Genomic DNA, 25,275 nt, shown 5'->3' on the forward strand with positions numbered 1-25,275 from the left:
CTACGTCTTTATTTTACAAATAAACGTTAATTCTAAAGAAAATTATCATAAAAAACATAACGGTTATGCATGAAAGAGAGGCATAAAACGTGACAACTAATGCTTTAGGAATTTATGAAAAAGCATTGCCCCAGAATATGTCGTGGGAAGACAAGTTCAAATTGGTTCACAATTTAGGTTATAACTTTTTGGAGTTTTCAATTGATGAAAGCAACGAACGGTTATCACGGTTAGATTGGTCAAAACAAGAACGGGCCGAGTTTCGACAGGCAATGTGGGCAACAAATAGTCGGATCAACACGTTGATGTTATCTGGTCATCGACGATATCCATTGGGATCAAGAGATCCCAATGTTCGAAGAAAGTCATTGGAAATCATGCAAAAAGCAATCGATTTGGCGGTGGATTTGGGAATAAGCAATATTCAATTAGCCGGCTATGATGTTTTTTATGAGCCTAAAACGCCACAGTCACATGAATTTTTTCTGGAGAACCTTCAGAAATGTGTAGATATGGCGGCTAAGAAGCTTGTAATGCTATCAATTGAGACAATGGATGATCCATTCTTAAATTCTATGCAGAAAATTGCACACGTCAAAACTCAGATAAAGAGTCCGTGGTTGCAAGGTTATCCAGACCTAGGCAATATTTCTGCTTGGCCGGAAAATGATGTAGTTTACGATTTAGAGAACAATATTGAAGATATTGCGGCGGTTCATTTAAAGGATGCCAAGAGAGTAACGCCAACATTTAAGGGCCAATTTAAGGAAGTGCCATTTGGTGATGGTGATGTGGATTTTGAAGGGTGTTTAAAGACACTAAAACGATTGGACTACTCTGGCAGTTTTACGGTAGAAATGTGGACAGAGTCAGCAAGCGACCCAATTAGAGAAGTCCGTAATGCAAAAGCGTTTTTTGATGCACTGTTTGCAAAAGTTGGCATCGAGCAGGAAAAGATTTAAGCAAGCAACCAAGAGTTAAAAGGGTAATTAAAGGGGAATGCAAAATGTTAGAAAAGTTAAAACAGCAAGTCTACGATGCTAACATGCAATTGCCAAAACTAGGATTAGTTACGTTTACATGGGGTAATGTGTCGGGCATCGATCGAGATAAGGGGCTGTTTGTGATTAAGCCATCTGGAGTTGATTATGAGAAATTAACACCCGAGGATATGGTGGTTGTGAATTTAAAGGGTGAAGTTGTTGAAGGTAAGTTAAATCCGTCAAGTGATACACCTACCCATACGGTTCTGTATAATGCTTTTCCAAATATTGGTGGCATCGTGCATACTCATTCACCGTGGGCGGTTTCGTTTGCTGCAGCTAAAATGGATATTCCGACGCTTAACACAACTGCGGCAGATACTTTTTATGATGATGTTCCGGCAGCGGATGCGTTAACGAAAGATGAAATTGAAGCAGATTATGAGGGCAATACAGGGAACGCAATCGTCCGAACTTTCAAAGAACGCGGTTTAGATTATGAAGCGGTGCCAGCCGCACTAGTTAGTCAACACGGGCCATTTTCATGGGGTCCGACGCCAGAGAAGGCTGTTTATAATGCAAAAGTACTTGAAGTTATTGCAGAAGAAGACTATCACACGTTACAACTAACTCGGAGCAACACAGAATTGCCACAGTATCTACTGGATAAGCATTATTACCGCAAACATGGAAGCAATGCTTATTATGGACAGAATAGTGTGCATTCTGGAGATCACGCAAAACGAGAACAAGCATTGTAAGCAGTTGACATTGAGTTTGTTTGGAAAAATGAAATATTAGTGTATGCGAAATTTTTGCAGTTATTGTGGACAATTACGTTTGAGTCCTTGAAAGACTAATTTAATTTTAGTGAAATTTTGATGCCGACTGCGTATTACAAATAATCGACGTCGCAAATAGATCCTCAACAAATCGGTTTTTGACCGAGATGTTGGGGATTTTTTTCGAAATCGGAAAATGAATTATTTATATTCAACGTAAAAAGGATATACTAGTGTAGCATATATAAAGTGCATTTCATTCTGTTATAAAATGCAAATGTAGTGCTCATTATATGAAACTAACCTAAAAGTTGCAATCTCGATTTTAAGGCGAGTTTCGATAAATATTATTTATTAAAAAGGGGGGACGGACAATGAAGTATTGTCCAAATTGTGGAGCCGAAATAGCTCCTGATGATAAATTTTGTACCAAGTGTGGTTTCGTTTTGCCAGTTGAGGGGCAAACGAGTGGGACTGCTAAACAAGTGAGACCAGCACAACCAAGCCAACCTCAATCCGCATCTACATCTACGCCAGCACAACCTAACCAAACTGTTACGGCCGTTCAAGGCTATGCAACGAATTATTTTCAATGGTTATGGGATGCGTTGAAGAAACCATTTAATAATGACGAGAGTGCGGGACAGTATTTTGGATTAATCAATTTTGCAATTATTATTTTGCTTAACGCATTTTCATTCAACACCGTTATTCAGCGAGTTGAACAAATGGGTTCTTCAATGCTAGGAGCCTTTGGTGCTAGCACTCAAAGCGGCGTCAAGTCGTCATTTTTGATGCAATTCATCTTTGTTGGCTTGGTAATTTATGCCATTTTTGTTGGTGTGAGTTATTGCTTTAGCCACTATGCTACGCACAATCTTGATCAAACATTCTTAGGCTACACGAATAGACTTGCTCACTACACAAGTAGCATTTTAGTTTTAGCTGTTGTTCAATTTCTCGATTCGTTTGCTGTTAATTCAACGAATGGCGTGGGCTTTTACACTATTCTAGTCGTCTTACAACTTTTCATCTTGTTGAGTGGCTGTCTGTTGTCCGTTGCCCCACAACAAGGTGTAACAGGTAGTTTCGATTCCGCTTACACAGCAATTTTAACGACAGTCGTTATTAATGTACTTTTATTCATCGTTGCGGATATTGCCGCACAGTCCGCTTTATCAAGTTTGATGACGCTGCTTAAACAGTTCTAGTGGGGTATAGATAAATGGATGATAAGGTCTTTTGTTCAAACTGTGGCAAACAGATTTCGCGGACGACTAAGTTTTGTCCTTATTGTGGGGTGGCTAATCGTGAATATGCTAGTTCAGCAAATAGCGTAGAGGCGGCTCCGAGCAATAATGGGACAGATGTTCAGCAAGCAACGATGAGTCAAGGATCAGCAACACAACAACAGGCTACTAAACAAACCAGAAAGCCCCACCGACATGGAAAACTTACTAGAGGAAAGCTAGTCGCGTTGATTGTTGGTCTAATCGTGCTTATTGGGGGCAGGAGTTTTCGGAGCTAAACAATATTATGGAAATCGCTATGACATTTACTCAATGCCACATGATTATGATGCCGCGCCAGAGAGTTATACGCTTAAGTTTATTCCTAAGACATATATTCAAATTAATGATCATTTCATCAATATGGTGACTGTTGCGGTGCCGTCGGACAATAATAATCAAATATTTTTAGTTTCGAGCCGTATTCCGATTCATAAAAAAGGATCGCAGTTGCAGCTAGATTACAATGACGGGCAATATTTAACGAAGCTTTATTGTCCAGAACAATTCGCAAGTATACAAAAAGGATTGCCAAAGAATGATAAGGCTGAAATTAACTTGATTAAGTCGCTTGGAGTGTCTGATAAGTCTGCAGCTGGGGCCACCTTCAAGGGCAAAGTGGAAACAATGGGATGGTCAAAGAATTTCAAAGGCCAAAAGAACTTTAATTCGCGTCAGCAAATTGTTCACTATTTTTATGGGACAAAACATTTACGACTCCTAGATATTCATAAGCCTAGTTTTGATTTCGATGCTGCAATTTCAAGCAAAAAGGTTAAAACAATGCCAAATGGCGCGAAGTTTAACCAGGAAGTTACACGCATAGAAAATATGCATTATTTGAACTAAATAAAACAAGGAAAGGATCAACTCATGGCTCAACAAGATTCACTACAGTTCTGCCCAAATTGTGGTGCAAAATTAAAACCAGGCGCGCTATTCTGTGGCAATTGTGGATTTAACATTGCTAACTATAAGGCGTCAAAAAAGAATACCGGTAACGACAATCAAACAAGCCAACCGGCTAGTGCGTCGACTGCTCCTAAGTCTGGTAATCGTTTCAATCAGCCAAATCAGACAGGTGGCCAGAGCAATAGTGTGCTTCACACTGGCACTAGAGAAGCAAGTCAGCCTGTTCAGTCACAGGCTGACTCTAAACCAAAACCATCAGCTGTCAGTTCAACACCAACGCGAAGAACTAAAAAAACAAAAAAATGGCCGTGGATTACGGCCGCCATTGTGCTTATTATCTTAGCCGGTGGATATATGTTTGGCAAAAACTACTATTCCCAAGATAATCAATTGAAGCGCGCAATGACCTCTGTTAAAAAGAACGATAAGAATTTAGCGAAAAACTTTGCGGTTTCTGATAAACAATTCAAACTGAGTCACAAAAGTTTGCAACCCTTGATCAAGGAATTGAAAAATAAACCCTCGGGGATGAAGCAGTTTGAGTCACAACTCAAAAATAATGGTGTGACCGAAGATGGCGCGTATTCGTTTACCCCTTCTGGACGGGCATGGTTACTATTCCCACGATATAAAATCAAGGCCAAAACTTTTTCGGCTAAGTTACGAACCAATCAACCGAATATCAAATTGACTGTCAACGGTCAACATGCATATAAAACCACAATGACGAGCGTTTCGCATAGCTTTGGTCCATATATTGCCGGGCAGTACGAATTGACGGCTGAGGGAAATGTTCATGGGCACCACATGAAAAATGACGGTAACTATTGGCTTACGCCAAGTAATGCTAGCGATGTTTATCTAGAGTTAAAGACGATTTCCTTCACAGCAAAAGGTTATCCTGGTGCTGAGGTTAGGATCAACAACAAATCATATGGCAACCTAGATAATACAGGCTCCCTGTATCTTCAGGACATTCCGTGGTCTAATGACATGGAATTAACGATGGTTTACAGCGGCGACGGTGGGAAGGCTACGTCTAATCAACGCAAAATTCGTGATTCAGACGAAGATGAAGAAGTATCTGTCAGTTTCCCAGGAGTGATGTCTCATGATGATGCTCATAATTTAATTTCTGACGTCTTTACAGATATGGACTTACTGTCAGCTAGTGGTGATGTTCCTTCTGACCTTGCTTCTCTGTTTGACGATGGCACGTCGAGCCAACAGTACAAAGATATTGTTAGCATGGCTAAGAACTACAATAACGATAAAAAGATCAGTAGTGTAAACTTCACTGTCCAAGACTTCCACGTAGTGCCTAATAAGAACGCTGAAACAAAGGCCACCTATAACGTGAAGTACAAGTTTTACGGTGACAGTGGTGCTTCACATACACAGGTTTTCCAGTACGTAGCTGTACTCGATGGTACTGGCAGCGCTGGTAAGATTAAGAGCATCCATGCTACCAAGAAAATTAGTGATACGTCGGCACCGGGGGATGATGATTCGGATTCCAATAGTGATTCAAACTCCAGCAATGACGATGATTCCAGCTCAGACTCTTCGGATAGCGACTCAGATTCGACTGATAATTCTGATGATAGTAATTCAGATACGGATTCAACTGATAATGAAGCGTACCAAACGAACCAACGTTATGTTAGCCAAAATTTGAGTTATAAAATCGGACATACCGAATAGACTGTGGTTTTACGGAATGATTTATTAGAATTTTTCAATAAAGCGCGTGATCAGTTTAAATTGATCACGCGCTTTTAAAATTGCATGTGTTATTTAATTAAATGGGTCACCGAATAAGAAGCTACGAACTTATTCAATTATTCCGAAATCAGTTAAACGATGCGTTCTGTTAGCAGTATTCACTGAACAAATCCGCCAAGTATTCTTCGCTTTCCTTGAAGTCGTGTGACGCCCATTCAATTAACAAATTAAAAAAGCCGCCACATAAGAATTTGATTGTAAAAGTTTCTTTTATTGGAGAATAAAGTTTATCGCATACGGATTTTTCACAAATTTGTTCTAGGAAAGAATTACATTTATCAAGAAGAAGAAAGGTTAAATCGCATTTAATTAAGTTCACCAGCAGTTGCTGTTCAGATTTAAAATCAGAAAGAAACATTAATATGATATCGTGAGTGTTTTCTATACCCACCGAGGATATTTGCCGCTCGTACTCATTGAAGAAAGTATCAAGATAGTCCGTTATGACGTCTTCTAAAGTTTCATAGTTTCGATAAAATGCCATTCTGGAAACGCCGGCCTTAGCGGTGGTTTCAGTAATAGATATTTTATGGAAGTCCTTTTTCTCCATCAATTGCATTAACGCTGTAAAAATGCTTTCTTTTGTGATTGCGTTTCTATGCCCGTTAAATTTGTTTGGCATTACAATTCGCTCCAGTCTGTAACGTTTCGCTCTGATAGGCTTGAAACGCCTTAATGTCCAGAGTATATTGCAAATGTCGAGAGGTTACAACTGTAACGCTAAAAGGATGGATAATGTTATATGAGAGAGAATAGAAACGATAAAAAGAGATGGACACAAAGAGATATTGGTTCTCAAAAGGGCAAGAATATTGTGGTTACTGGCACAGGAGGACTGGGATTTGAAACTGCGATAGTTTTGGCAGGAGCTGGAGCAAATGTCATCATAACTGGTCGCAACGTAAGTAAAGGATCCAAGGCCGTTCAAAAAATTAAGGCTAAATATCCGAAGGCAAACATTGAGTTTCAACGACTTGATTTGGCCGATTTATCCTCAGTTGCAAGTTTTAGCAAAGCACTCAATTTGAAATTAAAAAAACTGGACGTCTTAATCAATAATGCTGGCGTGATGGCAGTACCGGATAGGCAGGTCACAAAAGATGGGTTTGAATTACAATTTGGTACGAATTATCTTGGCCATTTTGCTCTGACCGCGCACCTACTTCCTCTTTTGCGCAGAACCCGAAATGCTCGTGTTGTTACCGTTAGCAGCATGGCACACCGATCTGGTAGAATAAATTTTAACGACTTGCAATCACAACAAAGCTATAATCCGGACGTTGCCTATTCTCAATCTAAATTGGCTTGCTTGATGTTTTCTTCTGAATTACAAAGGCATAGTCTCGCAAATGGTTGGGGAATTACAAGCATTGGTGTTCATCCCGGTGGTGTTGCAACTAACTTAATTGAAAATGGTCCAGGAAAAACGTTGTATACTCGATTAATTTTTCGTTTTCTGCAGACCCCCAGTCAAGGGGCTAGATCAGCTTTGTTTGCAGCTACTTCGCCAAAAGCTAAGGGTGGATACTTTTATGGGCCAACTGGTTTAATGGAAATATGGGGCAAACCGAAATTAGATAAACCTGCCAAACAAGCAATGGATTTAAAAGTGTCAAATAAATTATGGGATGTATCAAGTCGCTTAGTTAACGTTGATTTTAGTTAGTTAGCAATTCATATGACTATCTTTGGTGTACATTCAGCCAGTTCATTACTTGTTGGCGTCCTAGCTGTGTCCGTCTATGTCTTTGCTAAGGTAACAGTTTTGTTTTCCAAGGCTTACGACATAATAAAAAAGGCTAATCGCAGTTAGCGACTAGCCGACTGTATAGCATCTATCCCAGCGGGTAGCGAGTGCCGGAATCACTCGCTATCTTTCCAATGACATTTTTATAGGCAAGTTTGCTAGATTTCGCGAACGTAAACTGTTGTTACATCTCAGAGAACCTAGATTTAGATTTTTAGGATTTCGTTCAAGGGCTGCTCACTGATGAGTAGCCCTTTATTTATGGGCAATTTGGCTATGTTTTCATGTTGTGTAGTACTTTTCAATAATCTATGAGAACGAGAAAAAACCACCAATCACGGGCTGAGCCAGCGTGATTGGTGGTTAATTGTTTTGATGGATCGCCAGGGGATCGAACCCTGGACCCACGGATTAAGAGTCCGTTGCTCTGCCAGCTGAGCTAGCGATCCATATCAATTCAACTTTTATATAGTATCATATGCTCCAAACCCTGACAACAGGTTTTTCAGAAAAAGTTTAGATTATGACAAAACAAAGCCGTTGCAGGCGTAGTGATTCGTCTACAGCGGTAATTTTAGTGCAAATTATACAGGTTGATAATTCAATCGATGAATCAACCAACGATTGTGATCTTGGCTACGGATCAGGCGATCCGACACGAGTGTCATCGTGAAGCTATAAGGTTCTGAATAATTATCAGTTCCTTGGATAACTACATGACCGTGAACAAGTGCGACTAATTCTAGTGATGGGACATCGATCGTCATGTTAGTTAGGTGTTGTGGGTTTGTTAGTAAGGTTTGAATCATTTCTAGAATGGCTGCATGACCAGCCCGTTCATGACTTTTAAAACGTAAAAAGGATTCAGAACAAAATAGACTCGTTAGCGTAGCTGCATCCATACCCCCATCCAATGCCTGAAAATAGGTTTCAATTGTATGCTTAACGGCCTCCTGCTTTGTTTGTTTTTGCAAACGTACTTCATCAATATTGAACATTTTAAAGCCCCCTAAATGTAATCAATCACTGACGTCTATTACTAACCCTTACCAACTGTTTAGAGTGTAATTAGTTCGCTTATATTCAGATATGATAAAGGCGACTTAATGGTTGAAATCCGTCGCGGATATGGAGGCAAAAAAGATGACTAGCAAGCAGCGTCTATTGGAATCAGAAATTGCTAAATTAATGAAAATTCAACTGGTTGAGTTGGACGAACTTGGACACATAAAAAGAAACGTTACAGACAATGACCTCGATATCCTAGATCGTGCCTTAATCAAGGCGGCCGTTCAAGAGGTGCAACAAACAGAAATAACGATGTTAAAGCACACGTCGGTAAAGCATCGGCAAGCCTTTTGTTTTAAGGCAGAGTTAGGCGTCATCGTTTGCGGCGTTGGCTTTTCGGATATGGACGAACAGCAGTTACGGTTATGTGCGCTCTGTTTATATGTCGGTTTGCTAGGCAGATCACCATTGATGGTACCGAAACTCAGCGAAGCCAGACTTGAGCCGTTTCACACAGAACCTGCGCACACGTTGATTCAAGCAATTGCCAAGGAAAACTGGGAAGTTTTAAGCAACTTTGTTAAAACACATTTTGTCAAAGTTACGCCGAGACCCCAACATCTGATCGGGCTAACGCTGATTGCAGGACTGTTTGTGGGGCATCAATTGACAGTAAACGGACGTTTACGCCACTTTACGGAGATTGTCAGTCAATGGTGGCAGGATGTCCGCAATGATGATATGACTAGCGCAAAACTGGCAGGACAGTTGGTGGTGGCGTTTGAGCGGCGTCGCGATCATAGTTCTCGCCTCAGTGGAGATCACTTGGTGAACCAGATTGTGAAGGATATCAATGTACATATAGAAACTCGCCTGCGTGTTGTGGATGTTGCCAAACGGATGCAACTGTCCCCAGATTACATTACCAGGCACTTTCACCAGCAAACGGGGTGGACGCTGAAACAGTACATTTTGATGCGTAAGGTGACGGTGGCTAAAACACTATTACTTCAGCAGAGTGTGACGGAAGTCTGCTATCAGCTGCATTTTGGTGATCAGAGCCATTTTGCCAAAGTGTTTAAACAGTATGTTGGGCTGACACCACATGAATATCAGCGCCAACAACAGGATCGTTAACGACAAGCACGCTGAATCTGTTAAACTCTGACATGGAGGCTGTAAACACATGTCAAAGTCACGAATAGAGGCATTTACTGATGGCGTTGTTGCTATCATTATTACCATTCTAGTTTTGGATCTAAAATTGCCCGAACAACACACTTGGGCCGCGTTGTGGCAAATGCGAATGCCGTTTGTCGTGTACGTCGCTAGTTTTCTAATGATTGCCGAAATTTGGAACTTCCATCATCAGATGTTTGCTGCAGTCGAAAAAACGGATGCACATGTTTTGTGGGCAAACATGAATTGGCTGTTTTGGATGTCCTTAATTCCTGCGGTAACGGCTGGTATGGGACGGACATCTTTGCTAGACCGAGTGCGGCATTGTACGCATTGATTGTCTTGCCGTTTAATATTTCGTTTATCATCTTGAACCATGCTGTTCAACACGCTAATCAACTGTCTACTAAAGAGGGCATATCGGCCGATTCCGAGAGAAGAAACCAGTGGTCCTTGATTATTAATGTTTTGATGATCATCATTACGTTCTTTTTTCCACCGTTTGCGTTGTTATCAATGATTTTAAACGTCATCATATGGTTAATTCCGCTTCGACGCGTGCATCGTTAGTCAATTTAGTGGCTGTGATATAATAGTAGAGGTTGCTCATAGTCTTGAGCGACGTTTTATATGAAATTCGTATTCAATTACTTAACTCCAATGGAGGATATGTTTACATGAGTAAAATTCTTGTTGTTGATGATGAAAAACCAATCTCTGATATTATCAAATTCAACCTTGAAAAAGAGGGCTACGACGTTGTTACGGCGGCTGATGGCGAAGAAGCAATTGCCAAAGTTGATGATGAACAGCCAGATTTGATATTACTTGATTTAATGTTGCCTAAAATTGATGGGCTGGAAGTTGCCCGTCGTGTTCGGACTAAGTACACCACGCCAATCATTATGGTTACGGCCAAGGATTCTGAAATCGATAAGGTTCTGGGATTGGAACTGGGTGCTGATGATTACGTCACGAAACCATTCTCAAACCGTGAGCTGGTTGCCCGTGTGAAGGCCAATTTACGCCGGCAGGATACAGTGGTTAAAAATTCTGCTGCTGCGGAAAATGAATCCAACTCAATTGAAGTCGGCGATCTAAAAATCGATCCAGATGCCTACATGGTTTCCAAACGTGGGGATGACATCGAGTTGACCCACCGTGAATTTGAATTGCTGTACTACCTTGCTCAGCACATCGGTCAGGTTATGACACGTGAACACTTGTTACAAACGGTTTGGGGCTATGACTATTTCGGTGATGTCCGGACTGTCGATGTTACGATGAGACGATTGCGTGAAAAAGTTGAAGATACACCAAGTCACCCAGCTTGGTTAGTTACCCGCCGGGGTGTCGGTTATTACTTACGCAACCCAGAAACAGATTAAGTTAAAAACTAGGAGCAGTTTGGATTGTGAACAAAAAGATTCGTTTTTTCCAATCAATTAATTTTAAAATTGCGCTCATTTTTGCCCTGATGCTATTGATTACGCTGGAAGTCGTCGGGGCTTTTTTCGTACGCCAATTGGAACAGCAGAACTTGAGTACGTTTAGACAGCAGATTCAATTGTCAGCTTATATTGATAATTCATTATCTGACCAGTTAATACGCAGTAATACTACAGCTGCCAATACGAGAATCCGTAGCATTTTATCCGAAGTGAATAACGCAAATATCACTGAAATTCGCGTTATCGATAACAAAGGAACAGTCCGTGGTACCAGTAATGTCAACGATCAAACGATTGTTGGCCAGAAGACCACGGATAGTAATGTTAAGAACGCAATTTACAACAATCGTTCCTATCAACGAGATGTTTACGATGCTCGCGATAATAATCGGTACTACGTTTCGATTGTGCCGTTGTTAAGTTCCTCGGGTAATAACGGGAACACGCTGGTTGGGGTGCTTTACATTCGTGCCTCACTAGAAGGTGTTTATCAGAACATTAATAACATCACGTTGATTTACCTGTCCGCAGCGGCGGTCGCTATCATTTTATGTTTGATCATGTCGATTGTTATTTCCCGGGCAATAACTCGCCCAATTGACGAAATGAAGCGACAAACGGTTCAAATTGCTCAAGGTGACTATTCTGGTCAAGTGCGTGTCTATGGAACCGATGAGCTAGGTCAATTGGCCAGTGCGGTTAATAACCTTTCTGTGCGTGTTGAAGAAGCGCAGGAGTCCACAGAGGCTGAGCGACGCCGGTTGGATTCGGTGCTGGCCCATATGAGTGACGGGGTCATCGCCACCGATCGACGCGGAAACATTAATATCATCAACTCGGCAGCTCGCGATTTCTTGAACGTTGATGAAATAGAAGCGGAAGGCACATCTATCCTAGATATTCTGCATATTCGTGATCAGTATACGCTCCGGGAGCTGCTGGAAAGCCAAGATGAGGTCGCTCTTGATTTATCAGAAGAGGGCCGTGATCTGATCTTGCATGCGACGTTCTCACTGATTCAACGTGAATCTGGGTTCATTTCAGGGCTGGTTTGTGTTCTTCATGATGTAACTGAACAGCAAAAGGAAGACGAAGACCGTAAGCAGTTTGTTTCGAATGTTTCTCACGAATTGCGGACACCGTTAACCTCCGTCCGCTCATACATCGATGCTTTAGTCGATGGCGCTTGGGAAGATAAAAAAGTTGCCCCTGGCTTTTTGAAGGTCGCTCAAGATGAAACGGAACGGATGATCCGGATGGTCAATGATCTGTTAGCCCTTAGCCGGATGGATTCTGGAACCACTAAACTTGAAATGGAAACGGTCAATTTGAACGAACTGTTCAACTATATTTTAAATCGTTTTGACATGATGATAAAAACGGATGACAATCCCGAAAAGCATTATCGAATTGAGCGCGACTTTACCGACAAAGACTTATGGGTTGAAATCGATACTGATCGGTTTACACAAGTGGTCGATAATATCATGAATAATGCAATCAAGTACTCGCCAGATGGTGGTGTGATTACTTGTCGTTTACTAGAGACGCATAACCAGGTCATCATGAGTATTTCCGATCAGGGATTAGGTATTCCACATAAGGATCTGACTCACATCTTTGACCGATTTTACCGAGTTGATAAGGCCCGTTCCCGTGCTCAAGGTGGTACAGGACTAGGACTAGCCATCTCGAAGGAAGTTATTCAGATGCTGGGCGGTAGAATCTGGGTTGATAGTACCGAAGGCAAGGGTTCCACGTTCTATATTTCACTGCCATTCGAGCAATTTGAGGAGGATGACTGGGATGTGGACTAGACTAAGAAATGGTTTATTACCGGTCGCACTAACGTTGTTGATCGGACTCAGTGTTGTTTTATCACTACTAATTTGGATTAATCCGGCCCGTTTTGATCGCGCTAGGACTGCTACTTCATCGACCCGGTCGGCTCATTCAACAGTATCGACCCGGTCCATTGATGATATTTACTTGCCAACGCAGGTAATCGTGACGGATTCGCGCGGACACGCTGAATCAATTTATAATCCCAAAATTAATTTGGTCACCACCGTTAAAAACGAAGTTAAGAATTGGCGCATGACGAATTTTCGCAAGGTTAGCCAAAAGGATAAAGACGCCTATCAAAAATTGCTGAATCAAAAGAACACAGTGCAGTTAAGTTACGCCGATAGCATTGGCCGCTCTATTTTTAACAGTTCTTATGATCAACGATTGCTTATGTCGCCCACTGCTAAGTTCTCACGGATTCTGTTTTCAACGACGAAACCAGGTGAGCTGTACCTGCTGAATGATAACGACCTAACGATTTACAAAATTAGTGTTTCCAAACAGCAATTGAGCAAGGTTCGTCGCGTGATTGCCAAGGGGGACAAGCGTTATCCAGTTGAGCAGATTACGTCAAAGGATCATACGCTAACTTACTATACTAATGAAGTTCATATTCCTAAATACAGTTACCTTATTGGTGAACAGAGCGCAAACTTTTTTGTTACGTCGTTGCTGAATTCTGGAGAAGCCACTTCCGTCAGTGTTCAGCGTCATGATGGTCACACGATTTATTTTGACGGTGCGTACAAACGGATGACCGTAAACGATAAGACGGGCGCAGTCATGTTTGAAAACTACAACGCTAAGAATTCAATTTCTCGTGATTTAGGCAGAAACCTAAAGACTTCGTTTGCTGGGCTGAGCAGCACTGGCATGCCGTTGGATTCTATACGGTATTTTGATAATGAAAACAATGGTCGGGAAGTAACCTACCGTTCGTTTGTTGAAGGATTTCCAATCTTTAACCAAACGGATTTTGGCGCGGTTCAGGTCAAAAACAAAAAGTCTGGTACCGAAGAAATTGACTTTACGTTGACCAATCTTCAGGTGCCACTGCCAACAGATTCTAATAGTAACGTGACGTTGCCAGCAACATCGACAGTGATGGCACAACTTGAGGCGGCTGGTATTTCGAAAAACAAAATTAAAGATATTGTGCTCGGCTATCAATGGGAAAATAATTACGATTCCAAACAGGTTGTGGATCTACAACCGACTTATTACGTTTACACGAGTGGTAAGTGGCAACTATATACGGATCTGCTTAATGGCGGCGGTACCCAGTAGGAAGGAGGGGCAGTATGGATTTTCGCAGAATTCAATGGATTTTTATTGTGGCCTTTGTAGCCATTAATACTTTTTTGTTTGTAACTTGGCAGAAGAGTGATTCAACCGTAACGGAATCCTCACAACGAAACGCGAATAATGCGACCACCATTCTTCGTGAAATGAAAAATGATGGCATTACGTTTACTACTCCCTCGTCTAAAGAGGCGGAAGGTTATTATGTATCCGCAAAGTCTGGCCTCTCACGCTTGCGCGCAGGTGTTGATAATTTAACCTACCAGGATCTCCGTTTTAACGCTACTGAAATGACCAGCTATCTGCATCAGACATTGACGGTTAGTCCTAAAAAGCCACAAACGCAATTGAACCGGTTTGTTAAGAGCAATGCCAACGTCACAGCCGGAGATGAATATGTTTACAGCGCGGAACTTTCTAAAGTTTCTGCCAACGAAGTAGTCTATGTTCAGAAAGTTCCATCCGGCACGATTATGGCGCCTTCTGGTCAATTGCGTTTCCGCATCGGTGCTAAAAATCAGGTGATTAGTTACACACAGAGTTATGTCATTCAGGCTGAACCACTTCGCGAAAAAACAACCACCATTAGCCAACAAAAGGCATTGATTTGGTTATACCAGTACAACGAATTGCCAAACAGCACGAAGGTATTGTGGTCTAAACTGGCTTACTCACGTTTGCTACGCGTATCGGATAATAATGTGTACGTGCCAACCTGGTTCATTGCCTTGAAGTCGAAGAACACGGATAACGTGGTCATCAAGCGGGTCAACGCGTTTACCGGCGCTGTTATGAAATCGACAGATTCAACAACTCAGGTGACAAATAGCAGTAGTTCCTCAGGCAGCAGTAGCAGTACATCAAGCATTACCGTGGATAATGAAGATGACACAGCGACCACTGGAAATTAAATTATGATTGCAGCACTAAAACTACCACGCATTTCATGTTACGATGAGTGGTAGTTTTTATTTGGACATAAATAATGGAGATGGCTCTGTGATTGATTTAAGTAATCCGCATTCCTTAAACGCAGTATCTACAGATACTGACGAAATGAAGATTAGTGTGCTGGCCAGCGGAAGTACTGGCAACACAACATATATCGAAACGCCCACGCATAAGGTCTTAGTCGATGCCGGACTCTCCGGGAAAAAGATTAATGAGCTGATGCATCAAATTGGGCGTGATTTGAACGATGTCGACAGTTTATTTGTAACGCACGAACATACCGATCATTCCAAGAGTGTTGGTGTTCTGGCGCGAAAATATGGCATTAACGTGTATGCAAACGAAAAAACATGGGATGCTATTTCTGGCAAGGTTGGCAAAATTCCGTTGGAACAAAAGTTTGATCTTGAGGCCGGTGAAATTCAGTCGATGGGCGACCTGGATGTTCAAAGCTTTCCAGTGTCACACGATGCTGTGGACCCTCAATTTTACGAATTACATTCTAACGGCAAATCATTTGTGATTTTAACAGACACGGGTTATGTGTCTGAACGAATGGCTGGTGTGATTAAAAACGCAGACGCCTATCTATTTGAATGTAATCACGACATGGAAATGTTGCGAATGGGCGGGTACCCGTGGCCATTAAAACAACGGATTTTGAGTGATACGGGTCACTTGTCCAACGAAGATGGCGCTAATGCCTTGATGCAGGTGCTGGGAAACCGGACCAAACGAATTTTTCTTGGCCACTTGAGTAAAGAAAACAACATGAAAACGTTGGCTCACTTAACGGTCGCGTCCATGATGGAAGAACATGATTTTGGTGTTGAACATGATTTCCGTATTTTAGATACGGATCCCGATTCAGCAACGAATTTGATGACTTTGTAAAAGTTACACATGAAACAGTTTTGTTTGAATAAGTGACAACAGTAAAACAGCTATCAATTATCGACATTTCATTATGCCGAGAATTGATAGCTGTTTTTGATTGATGCACATAAAGGTGTTTTTAGTCGAAATGACGCCAACTCTTATCTAGGATGGCTCGCGCCACAAACAACCCTAATGGCAGGAACATAATGATCAAAATTGCTTTTGTCAGCCATAGGGAGCCAACCGCAATCTGATTACTGCCGATGTTAAAGACGGCCCGATAAATGTACAAGCCAGGAACCATGATAACAATCGAAGGCACAGTCAAAGAAATTCGTGGGTAACCATTGAACCGATTAACCACTGAAGCAATCAGACCTGCTACAAGAGCCCCAAAGAATGCGGCAGATGCTGGTGGAATGTTTGTTAAGTCGACCAGTTCTAGTCGGAGTGTGTTTGCTACGGCGCCAATCAGTCCAGCAGTAATCGCCATTTTCTGAGAACTGTTAAACATAATCGAGAATCCGTAAACCCCGAAAAAACTAGCTGGCAAACGTAATAGCATTAATACTAATGGAGATAATCCAAGTGGCAAGAAGTTGGCAGGTTTAAATCCAAAAATTGTGGCCACTAACCAACCCACTAATGTTGCGACCAGCGTGATCATGATTGCGTAAGCTAGCCGTTCTAGACCAGAACGCATGTCCAGCTTGGAAATATCCAGCATGCTGGTAATAAACGGAAATCCTGGAATCACGAAGAGGAGCGCGCCAATATAGCCGGCTTCGTGTAACGCTAGGACATGGAAATACATTTCGAAAATTCGGAAAGCAAACATATAGGTTAGACAAGCGACGGCGACACTAACTGCAATGCTAGCAATTACTGTAATGGAATGTTTACCCATCAGAGCCCGAACAAAATTGCCAAGTCCCGCACCAATGAAGGTACAGATCATTTCAGGAATACCGCCACCTAGCAAAAATATAAATGATGCACAGGCAATTGCGGCAGCCAAACCAGAAACTAATGGCGAATATTGTTTTGGTCGTTGTTGAACTTTATCAATGAACTGATGAATTTTCTTAACTGGCAAGAACGAGAAATCGTTATTAAAGTTCTTGACCATTTCCTCTAGAATGTTTAATTTGTCGGTGTTAACACCGGTGCTTGGCAAGGATAACACCTGTGTGTAACTGTGCTCATCGCTGAAACAAGTATATGAAATCGAGATTAAGCTGATGTCAGCAGAACAGGTTAGTTTTAAGGATCTGGCGACCGTGTTCATTGCTTCTCTGACTCGCCAAGCCCCAGTACCACAGGACAACATCGTGATGCCAATTCGGCCGACAATGGATGCCCGTTCTTGCAAGCTGGCATCACGAGCCTCAACATCATTGTCCTCAATCAGATCCTTCCACGGGATTTTCATGTGATGTCGTCTTGATAGCGGCACATCTGACGTAGAACCCGTATGATTATCTTTATCCATGCTTTCCCCCATAATGACTGAAATAATTCAGATATAGTTTTAATTATGCCAGTATTGGTCTAATCTGCAACTTTTTCCGAAAGTAATATGACAAAAATGCTGTAGTGTAAATAAAAGGTCGACCGTTCCACGTGAAACAAATAGCGGATTAGCCAAACAAAATAAAATTTGGTTAATCCGCTATTTGTGTTATTAAATGTCTCTCGTAAAGTAAATGATGTGCATGTTACCGCTAATAGTTTTTTCTTTGTTTGGCAATCTTGTATAACCTGCTTTTTGGTATAGAGAAACTAACTTCTTTTCTTCTTTAATCGTATCAAGAGACCAATGATGAATAGATGGAAATTGAGATTCAACATCTTTCAACATCTTCTGAGCATAACCGTGTCCTTGAAAATCGGGCAAAATAAGTAATGGTGAAATTCTTCCCAGTGACATGGAAGAATCGGTAGTGAGTCGAAACATACCCACATTCTTTTTGTGTATGTGAAACAGATAGTAGGCACTATTAGGTTGCTCGGACTTTTTTCGCAAGGTTTCAAGCGTTTCCATGTATGGATTAGTGTATTTATCGTGATATTTTTCGAACAACTGTTTAAAGGCAAGTTTATACATTTGCTGAATGATAATTAATTGTTGGTCATCGACCAATTGAAATTCGTTTTCCATTATTACTCATGTTTCTGAAAAAATGAGTGTGCATTTAAACGACAACTAGTGCACTTATTCCGGCAACACAATCTGTCGGAAGTCAGCCACACTATGACACGTATAGTCAGGCTTCAACGCAGCCACTTTTTCTGGTTCAATGATGCTACCCCAAAGTGCGGCAGCAATCTTAATGTTAGCTGCGTGAGCGGATGTGATATCGCTTGGCGCATCACCGACGTAGAGAGCATCAGACGCATCAGTGCCAGTTTCTTTCAGGGCTTTGACAATATTTTCAGGTTTGTTAGGTCCTTTTGGAGAACCTGTCAGAATCATTTTGAAATCTTTTGTGAGTCCGTATTGTTCAAGTGAAATATCGGCGCTGGTGCGAGCTTTACCAGTAACAAGGATGTTTTGAAAACCAGCTTTAGCAGTGTCATCAAGCAATTCCGGAATGCCGTCAAATGCTTTAGGAGCCATGTATTGCAGTTCTTTGTAAGCTTGCCAATAAGCGTGAATTCCTTCGTCGAAGTGATCAGGAATTAAAGCCTGAATCGTACCCTCTTCACTGGGGCCAAACGTCGAGACAATTTCTTCGTCAGAAATGTCACGATCTAAAAAGGGGGTCACCGCTTTTTTGAAAGCAGCGATGCAAATTGGTAGTGTGTCGCCGATAGTGCCGTCAAAATCATAAATTAATGTTTTATACATATGAACCTCCAGTAGTGTTCGTTTGAAACGCTCAGTACCATAAGTATACGTTACTCACTGTCAGGATTCTAATTAGGTTAGATTGTAATCTTCAGTGAAAACTTTCTAAGCCAGCTAGTCGCCAGCAAATTGAACACTTCAGTTAAGTTCATGGCTAGGTTACCCAAAAGTACCTACTTCACACGTGAAGTTGAAGCCTGTAGACTGGTGAACAACCGATGATGGTTGAGGAGGTCTAAGAATGGCAAAGACATACAATATTGGGGTTGAAGCAACGTTAGAAGTGATTGGTGGTAAGTGGAAACCGATTATTTTGTGCCATTTGGGCAAGGGTCAACAACGCAGCAGTGAGTTACGACGTGAAATCCCTGACATTACCCAAAAAGTGCTGACCCAACAACTGCGTGAGCTAGAAGGCGATGGCATCATCGTTCGCCATGTTCATGGCACGAAGGCGCCGTTCTGTGTGACGTATGATTTAACGGAGTTTGGCAAAACATTGGGTGGTATTCTGGTTCAAATGTCTGTGTGGGGCGAACGAAGAATTGAGCAGTTAAACGAAGCCGGCGAACCCGTTGAAATTTTAAATCCTGATCATAGCGGTTACGCAGATATTTTGAATCAAGTTGGTTAAATTAAATTGTTTTTTAGGAAGGTACTCAAAAGTGCCTTCTTTTTTTGTCCATACAGAGTCAGTACACTAGCGTCATTCACTTGAGAAATTGGAGGATGGCTAATGGGTGATGAAGATAAAGGGCTCCGTTATACAACCAGCGTATTAGCTGGCACATGTCGACCATTGATTGTGACAGCACTGCTAGATGGCCCACAATCGCTACTGAATTTATATCAACACTTACCGAAACGTAATTTGTGTTCGTTTGTCTTTCAACTATGTAGTTTATGGCGAAATGGTCTGATTCAACTTCGGTTGACGACAAATCGGGGATTAAGCTGTCGGTTAACAAAGGCCGGTCAATCAACGCGTCCGTTTTTATTATTAATGGCTGAATGGGGTCAACATCGTCAAGAAGCATCTACCGACAGATCAATTTAATGGTACTAAAAAGTGCCTTATTTCAGTTTTAGATAGCAGCCATCAAACTATGAATCATTCAAGAAAACAGAGGGAGAGAAAAGTTATGAACTATCAATTTGAACAACCATATACGTTTGCTAACGGTGTCACGATTAAAAACCGCGTGGTGATGGCACCAACCACCACAATGTCTAGTTATTATGATGGTCATGTGACTAATGAAGAAATTGACTACTATAAAATGCGCGCGGGTGGTGTTGGCATGGTAGTCGCCGAGGTTGCCAATGTTGTTCCTGGTGGGAAGGGATTTGAAGGCGAACTGTCAATTGCAGATGATAGCGACATTGACGGATTGGCAGAGATGGCTCGTGCAATCAAACGGAACGGGACTAAGGCTGTGCTACAGATTTTTCATGCTGGACGAAAATCAAATTCACAGATTTTACGCGGCACGCAAACTGTCAGTGCCAGTGCTGTGAAACCTAATCGCCCTGAAGATGCAGAAACACCAAGGGCGTTGTCCGAAACGGAAATTGAGTCAATTATTCAAGCATTTGCCAACGCAACTCATAGGGCAATTGAAGCAGGTTTCGATGGCGTTGAACTCCATGGCGCTAACACGTATCTATTGCAACAATTTTACTCACCGCATTCCAACCGCCGCGAAGACCGTTGGGGCGGCAATCGTGACAAACGGATGAACTTTGCCAGAGCCGTTATTCAGTCCGTTCACAAGGTTATTTCCCAGGAAACGAATGGCAAGTTCTTGCTAGGGTATCGGATTTCACCGGAAGAAATCGGCGAACCAGGTATTCGTTTGGACGACACGATGGCTTTTATCGAAATGCTGAGTGAGACACCAATTGACTATGTACACACCTCAATGGGATCGGCATGGCGCACTTCGTTGAATGACGCAACGGATAAGGAACCGATTTTGGACAAAATAGTTCGGCAGTTAGATGGCCGTAAACCATTGATAAGCGTGGGCTCGATTGAAACGCCTGCTGATGCTGAGAAGGTGTTGGCTGCTGGCGCTAGTTTTGCTGCAATCGGTCGCGAAATGATTCGTGAACCGCAATGGTACGAAAAGGTTGCTGGGGATGATGAAGATAGTATTCGATACCGGATTTCACCGTTTGAAATGGACGAGTTGGGTATTCCAGTGGCGATGCAGCATTATTTAAAAGGTGCGTTTTATTCAGTTATGCACTTTAGTAATGATCACACACCGGTTGTGGACTATACGAATTCGGTCGCACCGATGGAAGGCTTTGAGAAGAAAATGTAAGGAACTAAATGGTCGGACAGAGTTCAGATCATTAACGAGAAGATTCGGAGGAAGAAAAAATGTATTCAGATTTAAAGAACAAAGTAGCGGTTGTAACAGGCGGTTCAAAGGGGATTGGTCAGGCAATTGCAAAACGGTTTGGCGAAGAGCACATGTCAGTTGTCATCAACTATCGGTCAGATAAAACGGGTGCCGATGAAGCGGTCAAACTGATTGAAGAAAATGGTGGCCAAGCAGTAGCCGTTCAAGCAGATATTAGCGAAGAAGACGGTGCCACGGCATTGCTGAATGCTGCGCTAAATAACTTCGGTACGCTTGATGTATGGGTTAACAACGCGGGGATGGAAAACCGTGTTGCGACAAACGAAATGCCACTATCAGATTGGCAACGTGTGTTGAACATTAATCTAACGGGTGTTTTCTTGGGATCACGCGCAGCGCTGGATTATTTCGTGAAGAACGATAAGAAGGGCAACATTATCAACATGTCCTCTGTGCATGAACAAATTCCGTGGCCTGGCTTTGCCCATTACGCTGCTTCAAAAGGCGGCGTGAAATTATTCAATGAGACGATTGCGATGGAATATGCTAACCGTGGCGTGCGCGTGAATGCCATTGGCCCTGGCGCCATCAACACGCCAATCAACGCTGCTAAGTTTGCTGATCCACAACAAATGAAGGACACGCTAGAAATGGTACCAATGAAACGAATCGGTGATCCAGAAGATGTTGCGGCCGCCGCAGCGTGGTTGGCATCCGACCAATCTAGTTACGTTACCGGTGTGACCCTGTTTGTGGATGGTGGGATGACGCTGTATCCATCATTCCAGAACGGTAAGGGCTAGTATTCAAGGATTTAGATGAGATAGAAAAATGCGGACAGTATAAGTCTGACGTAGCGACAGAAGAGGGGTTTTGATTGTGAGTATTTTGATTGGATTGATTCCGGCAATTGCGTGGGGCATTTTGCCAATCGTGGTAACTAAAATTGGTGGAAAGCCTGTTAATCAGATTATTGGTACGACGTTTGGCACCTTTATTGTGGCCGTCATCACGTGGCTGTTCATTCGCCCGGCAATTGGCGTTGGTCAGTTTTGGCTGACTGTTTTGTCTGGTGCTTCTTGGGCGTTTGGACAGTATCTGCAGTACATGGCGTTTCAGCGGATCGGCGTTTCGAAGGCGATGCCAATTTCTACGGGGCTGCAATTAGTTGGCACGTCGTTGTTGGGGGTACTGGCATTCGGTGAATGGTCAGGATCAGTGGAGTTATTGATTGGCTTCATTGCGCTAGTAGTTATTGTTGTTGGCATTGTGCTAACGACAGTTGATGGTGCCAAACAAACGGATGAAAAACGGCCATCTATTGGCGTGACAATTTTGATCTTCGCGCTATCCACCCTGGGGTATGTGGGCTACTCAGCCTTTCCACGTTTGGCAAACGTATCTGGATGGCAAGGATTCTTACCACAAGGATTGGGGATGGCCTTGATGGCACTTGTACTGACGCTTGTGACGGCTGGCCCGCACATTTTGAGCGAACGGGTTACGTGGATTAGCTTGATTGATGGTGTTGTTTTTTCCATTGCTGCGCTGACGTATCTGATTTCGGCTCAACGAAATGGCGTGGCCACTGGTTTCACACTTTCACAAATGAACGTTGTGTTGGCAACGCTTGGCGGCATCTTCATTTTACGTGAGCACCGCACTCCTCGAGGCTTAGTATGGACAGTTGTTGGTCTGCTATTGGTCGTGGTCGGTGGTGTCATGATTGGCAACATGGCCGTGTAATGAGTAGTTGACGATTGATTAAGACAAAAGAAAACAACGGTTTGATTTCGCGTGATAAACGTCAAATCAAACCGTTGTTTGCGTTAATTTTCATAGCCGTCATGATCTGGGAAAAGCAATGAGGCGTTTTGCCCCTGCGATTGAAGAATCTTAATTCGATCCTCGCCCCATTCCGACATGGCAATAAGAACGTTATTCAGCGTTTTACCGTATTCGGTCACGCTATATTCAACGTGCGGCGGCACTTCGTTGAATACTTTCCGGGTGACGATGCCGTCATGTTCCAGCTCACGCAGCTGTTCAGTCAGAACTTTAGGCGAAATACCGGTGACGTTGCGACGAATATCGGCGGTCCGCATCGGCCCGTGCCCTAGGTGGCATAAAATGAGCGGTTTCCATTTATTTCCCATGACGGCTAGTGTGGCTTGAACACCGTTTTTGTAGATTGGTTCAGCTTCACTCATACGTTAATTTGCTCCTCATCTATTATGGCATGAATGCTACACCACTTACGTTTAAAAATAAAACGAAAAAGTTAGACCTGCCAAACGGCGCTGGGGCACAAAACTTACCTGAAAGTGCATTAGTTAGGTCAAAGTGCGTAATTGTTTGCTTAAAAAAACCGGGTATATTGAATGTCATCAGGTTAAGGAAATGAGGTAATGAAAAATGGACAATGTTCGTGGAAAAGTTGTTGTTATTACAGGCGCTTCTAGTGGTATCGGTGCCAAAACGGCGACGCTATTAGCACAACGTGGAGCAAAGTTGGTTCTGGCTGCACGGCGGGAGCAGGCATTAACAGAACTTGCCAGTCAATTGACGCAAACCTATCAGGCAACGGTTATCTATAAGGTGACGGATGTAACAAACGCAGATGCCGTACAGGCGTTGTTGACGTTTGCTAAAACACAATTGGGGCGGGTTGACGTGTTGTTCAACAATGCTGGTTTGATGCCGGTCTCGATGTTGCGGGAAGGTAAGCTCAGTGAGTGGGAAGCGATGATCGATATCAATTTGAAAGGCGCACTCTACGGTATTCGGGCTGCGTTACCAATCATGGAAGCGCAACACAGCGGTCAAATCATTACAACAGATTCGGTAGCTGGGCACTTTGTCGGCGCCGGCTCTGCGGTTTATTCAGGCACCAAGTTTGCTATGCGTGCCATTATGGAAGGCTTGCGGGTAGAAGAAATCGGCAAAGGCATCAAGTCAACACTGATTTCACCCGGACACGCGCAAACAGCGCTGGCTTCCACGATTTCAGATCCAGAACTACGTGCGGCCGTGCTTAAAAGCGAGTCTGAGACTGGCTTGACGGCTGAAGATGTAGCGAATGCGGTGGTTTATGCAATTGACACACCGGAGAATGTTGGCATTAATGAAGTAGTGCTAAGGTCAACGGAACAGCGTGATTATTAAGGAGAATATGACATGAAAACAATTTTTGCAACAGTCCACGTGAAACCAGGGGAGGAAGATAACTTTATCAAAGCTGCAACACGTCTAGTGAGTGGTACTAGAAGCGAGCCTGGAAATGAGCAATTCAACCTGTACCATGGCATTGACTGCCCGAGTGATTTTATTTTTACAGAGGTTTATAAGAACGAATCAGCGATTGAGAATCACCGCAACGCCAATCATTTTCAAATTTTTTTGGCGCGGCTAGCTGACGTTTCTAATGCCCCGATGGATGTCATGATTTTTAATGGCGTTGGCAAAGACAATGATGAAGTTAATGAGGAGAATATAAAGATGATTACGATTAATGCAACGGTTTATGTGAAGGAAAATCAATTGAAAGCCTACGATGAGTTAGCACAAACGTTGATCCGTGGAACTCGAAACGAAAGGGGCAACCTTCGTTATGATATGTACCAATCTATGGAACGCCCAGGAGAATTTATCTTTATTGAACAATATGCAAATCAAGCAGCATTAGACGCTCATCATGAGGCAGATCATTTTACAACATTTTTGAAAATGGTAGAACCTTTGCTAGCTAAAGAAATGGACGTGGCCGTTTTTAGAGCGTTACCCGAAAAAGAATAGTAAGGAAGATAATTTCAAGGGCAGTTTGCAAATGAAACAATAATTAAGCCAAATAGTCATCATTAGAAAAAAATATGGGTTTGCGAGGCATCCGTTTAAGCCCGCTTTAAGTTGAAACTGTATAATGGTCTCTGTAGAGTA

Annotated in this window: 28 protein-coding genes and 1 tRNA gene; 22 read left to right on the forward strand and 7 right to left on the reverse strand. The window is 42.5% G+C overall.

Going from position 1 to position 25,275, the window contains the following annotated elements; genetic code table 11:
- Positions 1-89: 89 nt before the first annotated feature.
- The 6 genes from GB993_RS00990 (at position 90) to GB993_RS01015 (ending at position 5,670) form a co-directional block, all read left to right on the forward strand.
- Positions 90-962 carry an L-ribulose-5-phosphate 3-epimerase gene (locus GB993_RS00990; RefSeq protein WP_161002720.1) on the forward strand — a complete coding sequence of 291 codons (873 nt, stop codon included), beginning with the start codon at positions 90-92 and terminating at the stop codon, positions 960-962.
- A gap of 44 nt (positions 963-1,006) precedes the next feature.
- Complete coding sequence (locus GB993_RS00995) at positions 1,007-1,744, forward strand: L-ribulose-5-phosphate 4-epimerase (RefSeq protein ID WP_161002721.1); 738 nt, start codon at positions 1,007-1,009, stop codon at positions 1,742-1,744.
- A gap of 395 nt (positions 1,745-2,139) precedes the next feature.
- Positions 2,140-2,976 carry a zinc ribbon domain-containing protein gene (locus GB993_RS01000; RefSeq protein ID WP_161002722.1) on the forward strand — a complete coding sequence of 279 codons (837 nt, stop codon included), beginning with the start codon at positions 2,140-2,142 and terminating at the stop codon, positions 2,974-2,976.
- Between the two features lie 14 nt (positions 2,977-2,990).
- Positions 2,991-3,293 carry a zinc-ribbon domain-containing protein gene (locus tag GB993_RS01005; protein WP_161002723.1) on the forward strand — a complete coding sequence of 101 codons (303 nt, stop codon included), beginning with the start codon at positions 2,991-2,993 and terminating at the stop codon, positions 3,291-3,293.
- A 34-nt stretch (positions 3,294-3,327) separates the two neighbouring features.
- Complete coding sequence (locus GB993_RS01010) at positions 3,328-3,903, forward strand: hypothetical protein (protein WP_161002724.1); 576 nt, start codon at positions 3,328-3,330, stop codon at positions 3,901-3,903.
- A 24-nt stretch (positions 3,904-3,927) separates the two neighbouring features.
- Positions 3,928-5,670 (forward strand): zinc ribbon domain-containing protein, encoded by a 1,743-nt coding sequence (locus GB993_RS01015; protein ID WP_161002725.1) that lies wholly within the window; start codon positions 3,928-3,930, stop codon positions 5,668-5,670.
- 169 nt (positions 5,671-5,839) lie between these two features.
- Here GB993_RS01015 and GB993_RS01020 read toward each other — a convergent pair whose 3' ends face one another.
- Positions 5,840-6,373: a TetR/AcrR family transcriptional regulator gene (locus tag GB993_RS01020; RefSeq protein ID WP_161002726.1), complete on the reverse strand. Its 534-nt coding sequence runs from the start codon at positions 6,371-6,373 to the stop codon at positions 5,840-5,842.
- Between the two features lie 120 nt (positions 6,374-6,493).
- Between GB993_RS01020 and GB993_RS01025 the strand changes: the two genes are divergently transcribed.
- Entirely contained in the window at positions 6,494-7,417 is a 924-nt protein-coding gene (locus tag GB993_RS01025) for an oxidoreductase (RefSeq protein ID WP_161002727.1), read from the forward strand.
- A 457-nt stretch (positions 7,418-7,874) separates the two neighbouring features.
- On the opposite strand, the gene GB993_RS01030 is transcribed toward GB993_RS01025, so the two are convergent.
- A tRNA-Lys gene (locus GB993_RS01030) sits at positions 7,875-7,947 on the reverse strand.
- Positions 7,948-8,082: 135 nt separating this feature from the next.
- Positions 8,083-8,496 (reverse strand): nuclear transport factor 2 family protein, encoded by a 414-nt coding sequence (locus GB993_RS01035; RefSeq protein ID WP_017262493.1) that lies wholly within the window; start codon positions 8,494-8,496, stop codon positions 8,083-8,085.
- 145 nt (positions 8,497-8,641) lie between these two features.
- Here GB993_RS01035 and GB993_RS01040 point away from each other — a divergent pair, with 145 nt between their 5' ends.
- The 8 genes from GB993_RS01040 (at position 8,642) to GB993_RS01075 (ending at position 16,131) form a co-directional block, all read left to right on the forward strand.
- Positions 8,642-9,643, forward strand: a complete 1,002-nt coding sequence (locus GB993_RS01040; RefSeq protein ID WP_161002728.1) for a helix-turn-helix transcriptional regulator — start codon at positions 8,642-8,644, stop codon at positions 9,641-9,643.
- Between the two features lie 49 nt (positions 9,644-9,692).
- Entirely contained in the window at positions 9,693-10,022 is a 330-nt protein-coding gene (locus GB993_RS01045; protein WP_161002729.1) for a TMEM175 family protein, read from the forward strand.
- Positions 10,010-10,255 carry a hypothetical protein gene (locus GB993_RS01050; protein ID WP_161002730.1) on the forward strand — a complete coding sequence of 82 codons (246 nt, stop codon included), beginning with the start codon at positions 10,010-10,012 and terminating at the stop codon, positions 10,253-10,255. The genes GB993_RS01045 and GB993_RS01050 overlap by 13 nt, the downstream gene beginning before the upstream one ends.
- A gap of 107 nt (positions 10,256-10,362) precedes the next feature.
- Positions 10,363-11,073: a response regulator YycF gene (yycF, locus tag GB993_RS01055; RefSeq protein WP_017262496.1), complete on the forward strand. Its 711-nt coding sequence runs from the start codon at positions 10,363-10,365 to the stop codon at positions 11,071-11,073.
- 26 nt (positions 11,074-11,099) lie between these two features.
- The gene (gene walK, locus GB993_RS01060) at positions 11,100-12,953 is read left to right on the forward strand and encodes a cell wall metabolism sensor histidine kinase WalK (RefSeq protein ID WP_161002731.1); all 1,854 of its coding nucleotides are present in this window, start codon (positions 11,100-11,102) and stop codon (positions 12,951-12,953) included.
- A complete protein-coding gene (locus tag GB993_RS01065) occupies positions 12,943-14,271 on the forward strand; it encodes a YycH family regulatory protein (RefSeq protein ID WP_161002732.1) in 1,329 nt (442 codons plus the stop codon). Before walK ends, GB993_RS01065 begins: the two co-directional genes overlap by 11 nt.
- A gap of 14 nt (positions 14,272-14,285) precedes the next feature.
- Positions 14,286-15,197, forward strand: a complete 912-nt coding sequence (locus GB993_RS01070; protein ID WP_161002733.1) for a two-component system regulatory protein YycI — start codon at positions 14,286-14,288, stop codon at positions 15,195-15,197.
- Positions 15,198-15,342: 145 nt separating this feature from the next.
- Positions 15,343-16,131 (forward strand): MBL fold metallo-hydrolase, encoded by a 789-nt coding sequence (locus tag GB993_RS01075; protein ID WP_161002825.1) that lies wholly within the window; start codon positions 15,343-15,345, stop codon positions 16,129-16,131.
- 121 nt (positions 16,132-16,252) lie between these two features.
- Here GB993_RS01075 and GB993_RS01080 read toward each other — a convergent pair whose 3' ends face one another.
- The 3 genes from GB993_RS01080 to GB993_RS01090 all read right to left on the reverse strand — a co-directional run bounded on the left by GB993_RS01080 (position 16,253) and on the right by GB993_RS01090 (position 18,967).
- A complete protein-coding gene (locus tag GB993_RS01080; protein ID WP_161002734.1) occupies positions 16,253-17,608 on the reverse strand; it encodes a threonine/serine exporter family protein in 1,356 nt (451 codons plus the stop codon).
- A gap of 192 nt (positions 17,609-17,800) precedes the next feature.
- Positions 17,801-18,277, reverse strand: coding sequence for a GNAT family N-acetyltransferase (locus GB993_RS01085; RefSeq protein ID WP_161002735.1), 477 nt, complete (start codon positions 18,275-18,277; stop codon positions 17,801-17,803).
- A gap of 54 nt (positions 18,278-18,331) precedes the next feature.
- The gene (locus tag GB993_RS01090) at positions 18,332-18,967 is read right to left on the reverse strand and encodes an HAD family hydrolase (protein ID WP_161002736.1); all 636 of its coding nucleotides are present in this window, start codon (positions 18,965-18,967) and stop codon (positions 18,332-18,334) included.
- Between the two features lie 241 nt (positions 18,968-19,208).
- Between GB993_RS01090 and GB993_RS01095 the strand changes: the two genes are divergently transcribed.
- The 5 genes from GB993_RS01095 (at position 19,209) to GB993_RS01115 (ending at position 23,085) form a co-directional block, all read left to right on the forward strand.
- On the forward strand, positions 19,209-19,601 hold the full coding sequence (locus GB993_RS01095) for a winged helix-turn-helix transcriptional regulator (RefSeq protein ID WP_161002737.1): 393 nt from the start codon (positions 19,209-19,211) through the stop codon (positions 19,599-19,601).
- Between the two features lie 102 nt (positions 19,602-19,703).
- On the forward strand, positions 19,704-20,024 hold the full coding sequence (locus tag GB993_RS01100; RefSeq protein ID WP_161002738.1) for a winged helix-turn-helix transcriptional regulator: 321 nt from the start codon (positions 19,704-19,706) through the stop codon (positions 20,022-20,024).
- An 85-nt stretch (positions 20,025-20,109) separates the two neighbouring features.
- Positions 20,110-21,297, forward strand: coding sequence for an NADH-dependent flavin oxidoreductase (locus GB993_RS01105; protein WP_161002739.1), 1,188 nt, complete (start codon positions 20,110-20,112; stop codon positions 21,295-21,297).
- 59 nt (positions 21,298-21,356) lie between these two features.
- Entirely contained in the window at positions 21,357-22,142 is a 786-nt protein-coding gene (locus tag GB993_RS01110; protein ID WP_161002740.1) for a glucose-1-dehydrogenase, read from the forward strand.
- 76 nt (positions 22,143-22,218) lie between these two features.
- Positions 22,219-23,085 (forward strand): GRP family sugar transporter, encoded by an 867-nt coding sequence (locus GB993_RS01115; protein ID WP_161002741.1) that lies wholly within the window; start codon positions 22,219-22,221, stop codon positions 23,083-23,085.
- A gap of 83 nt (positions 23,086-23,168) precedes the next feature.
- Here the strand turns inward: GB993_RS01115 and GB993_RS01120 are convergent, their stop codons facing one another.
- Complete coding sequence (locus GB993_RS01120; protein ID WP_017262510.1) at positions 23,169-23,549, reverse strand: winged helix-turn-helix transcriptional regulator; 381 nt, start codon at positions 23,547-23,549, stop codon at positions 23,169-23,171.
- Positions 23,550-23,754: 205 nt separating this feature from the next.
- Here GB993_RS01120 and GB993_RS01125 point away from each other — a divergent pair, with 205 nt between their 5' ends.
- Both GB993_RS01125 and GB993_RS01130 read left to right on the forward strand, forming a co-directional pair.
- Complete coding sequence (locus GB993_RS01125) at positions 23,755-24,504, forward strand: SDR family oxidoreductase (protein WP_161002742.1); 750 nt, start codon at positions 23,755-23,757, stop codon at positions 24,502-24,504.
- Positions 24,505-24,516: 12 nt separating this feature from the next.
- Complete coding sequence (locus GB993_RS01130; protein ID WP_161002743.1) at positions 24,517-25,134, forward strand: putative quinol monooxygenase; 618 nt, start codon at positions 24,517-24,519, stop codon at positions 25,132-25,134.
- Positions 25,135-25,275 lie beyond the last annotated feature (141 nt).

Source organism: Furfurilactobacillus milii, assembly GCF_009864005.1.
GTDB classification, from domain to species: domain Bacteria; phylum Bacillota; class Bacilli; order Lactobacillales; family Lactobacillaceae; genus Furfurilactobacillus; species Furfurilactobacillus rossiae_B.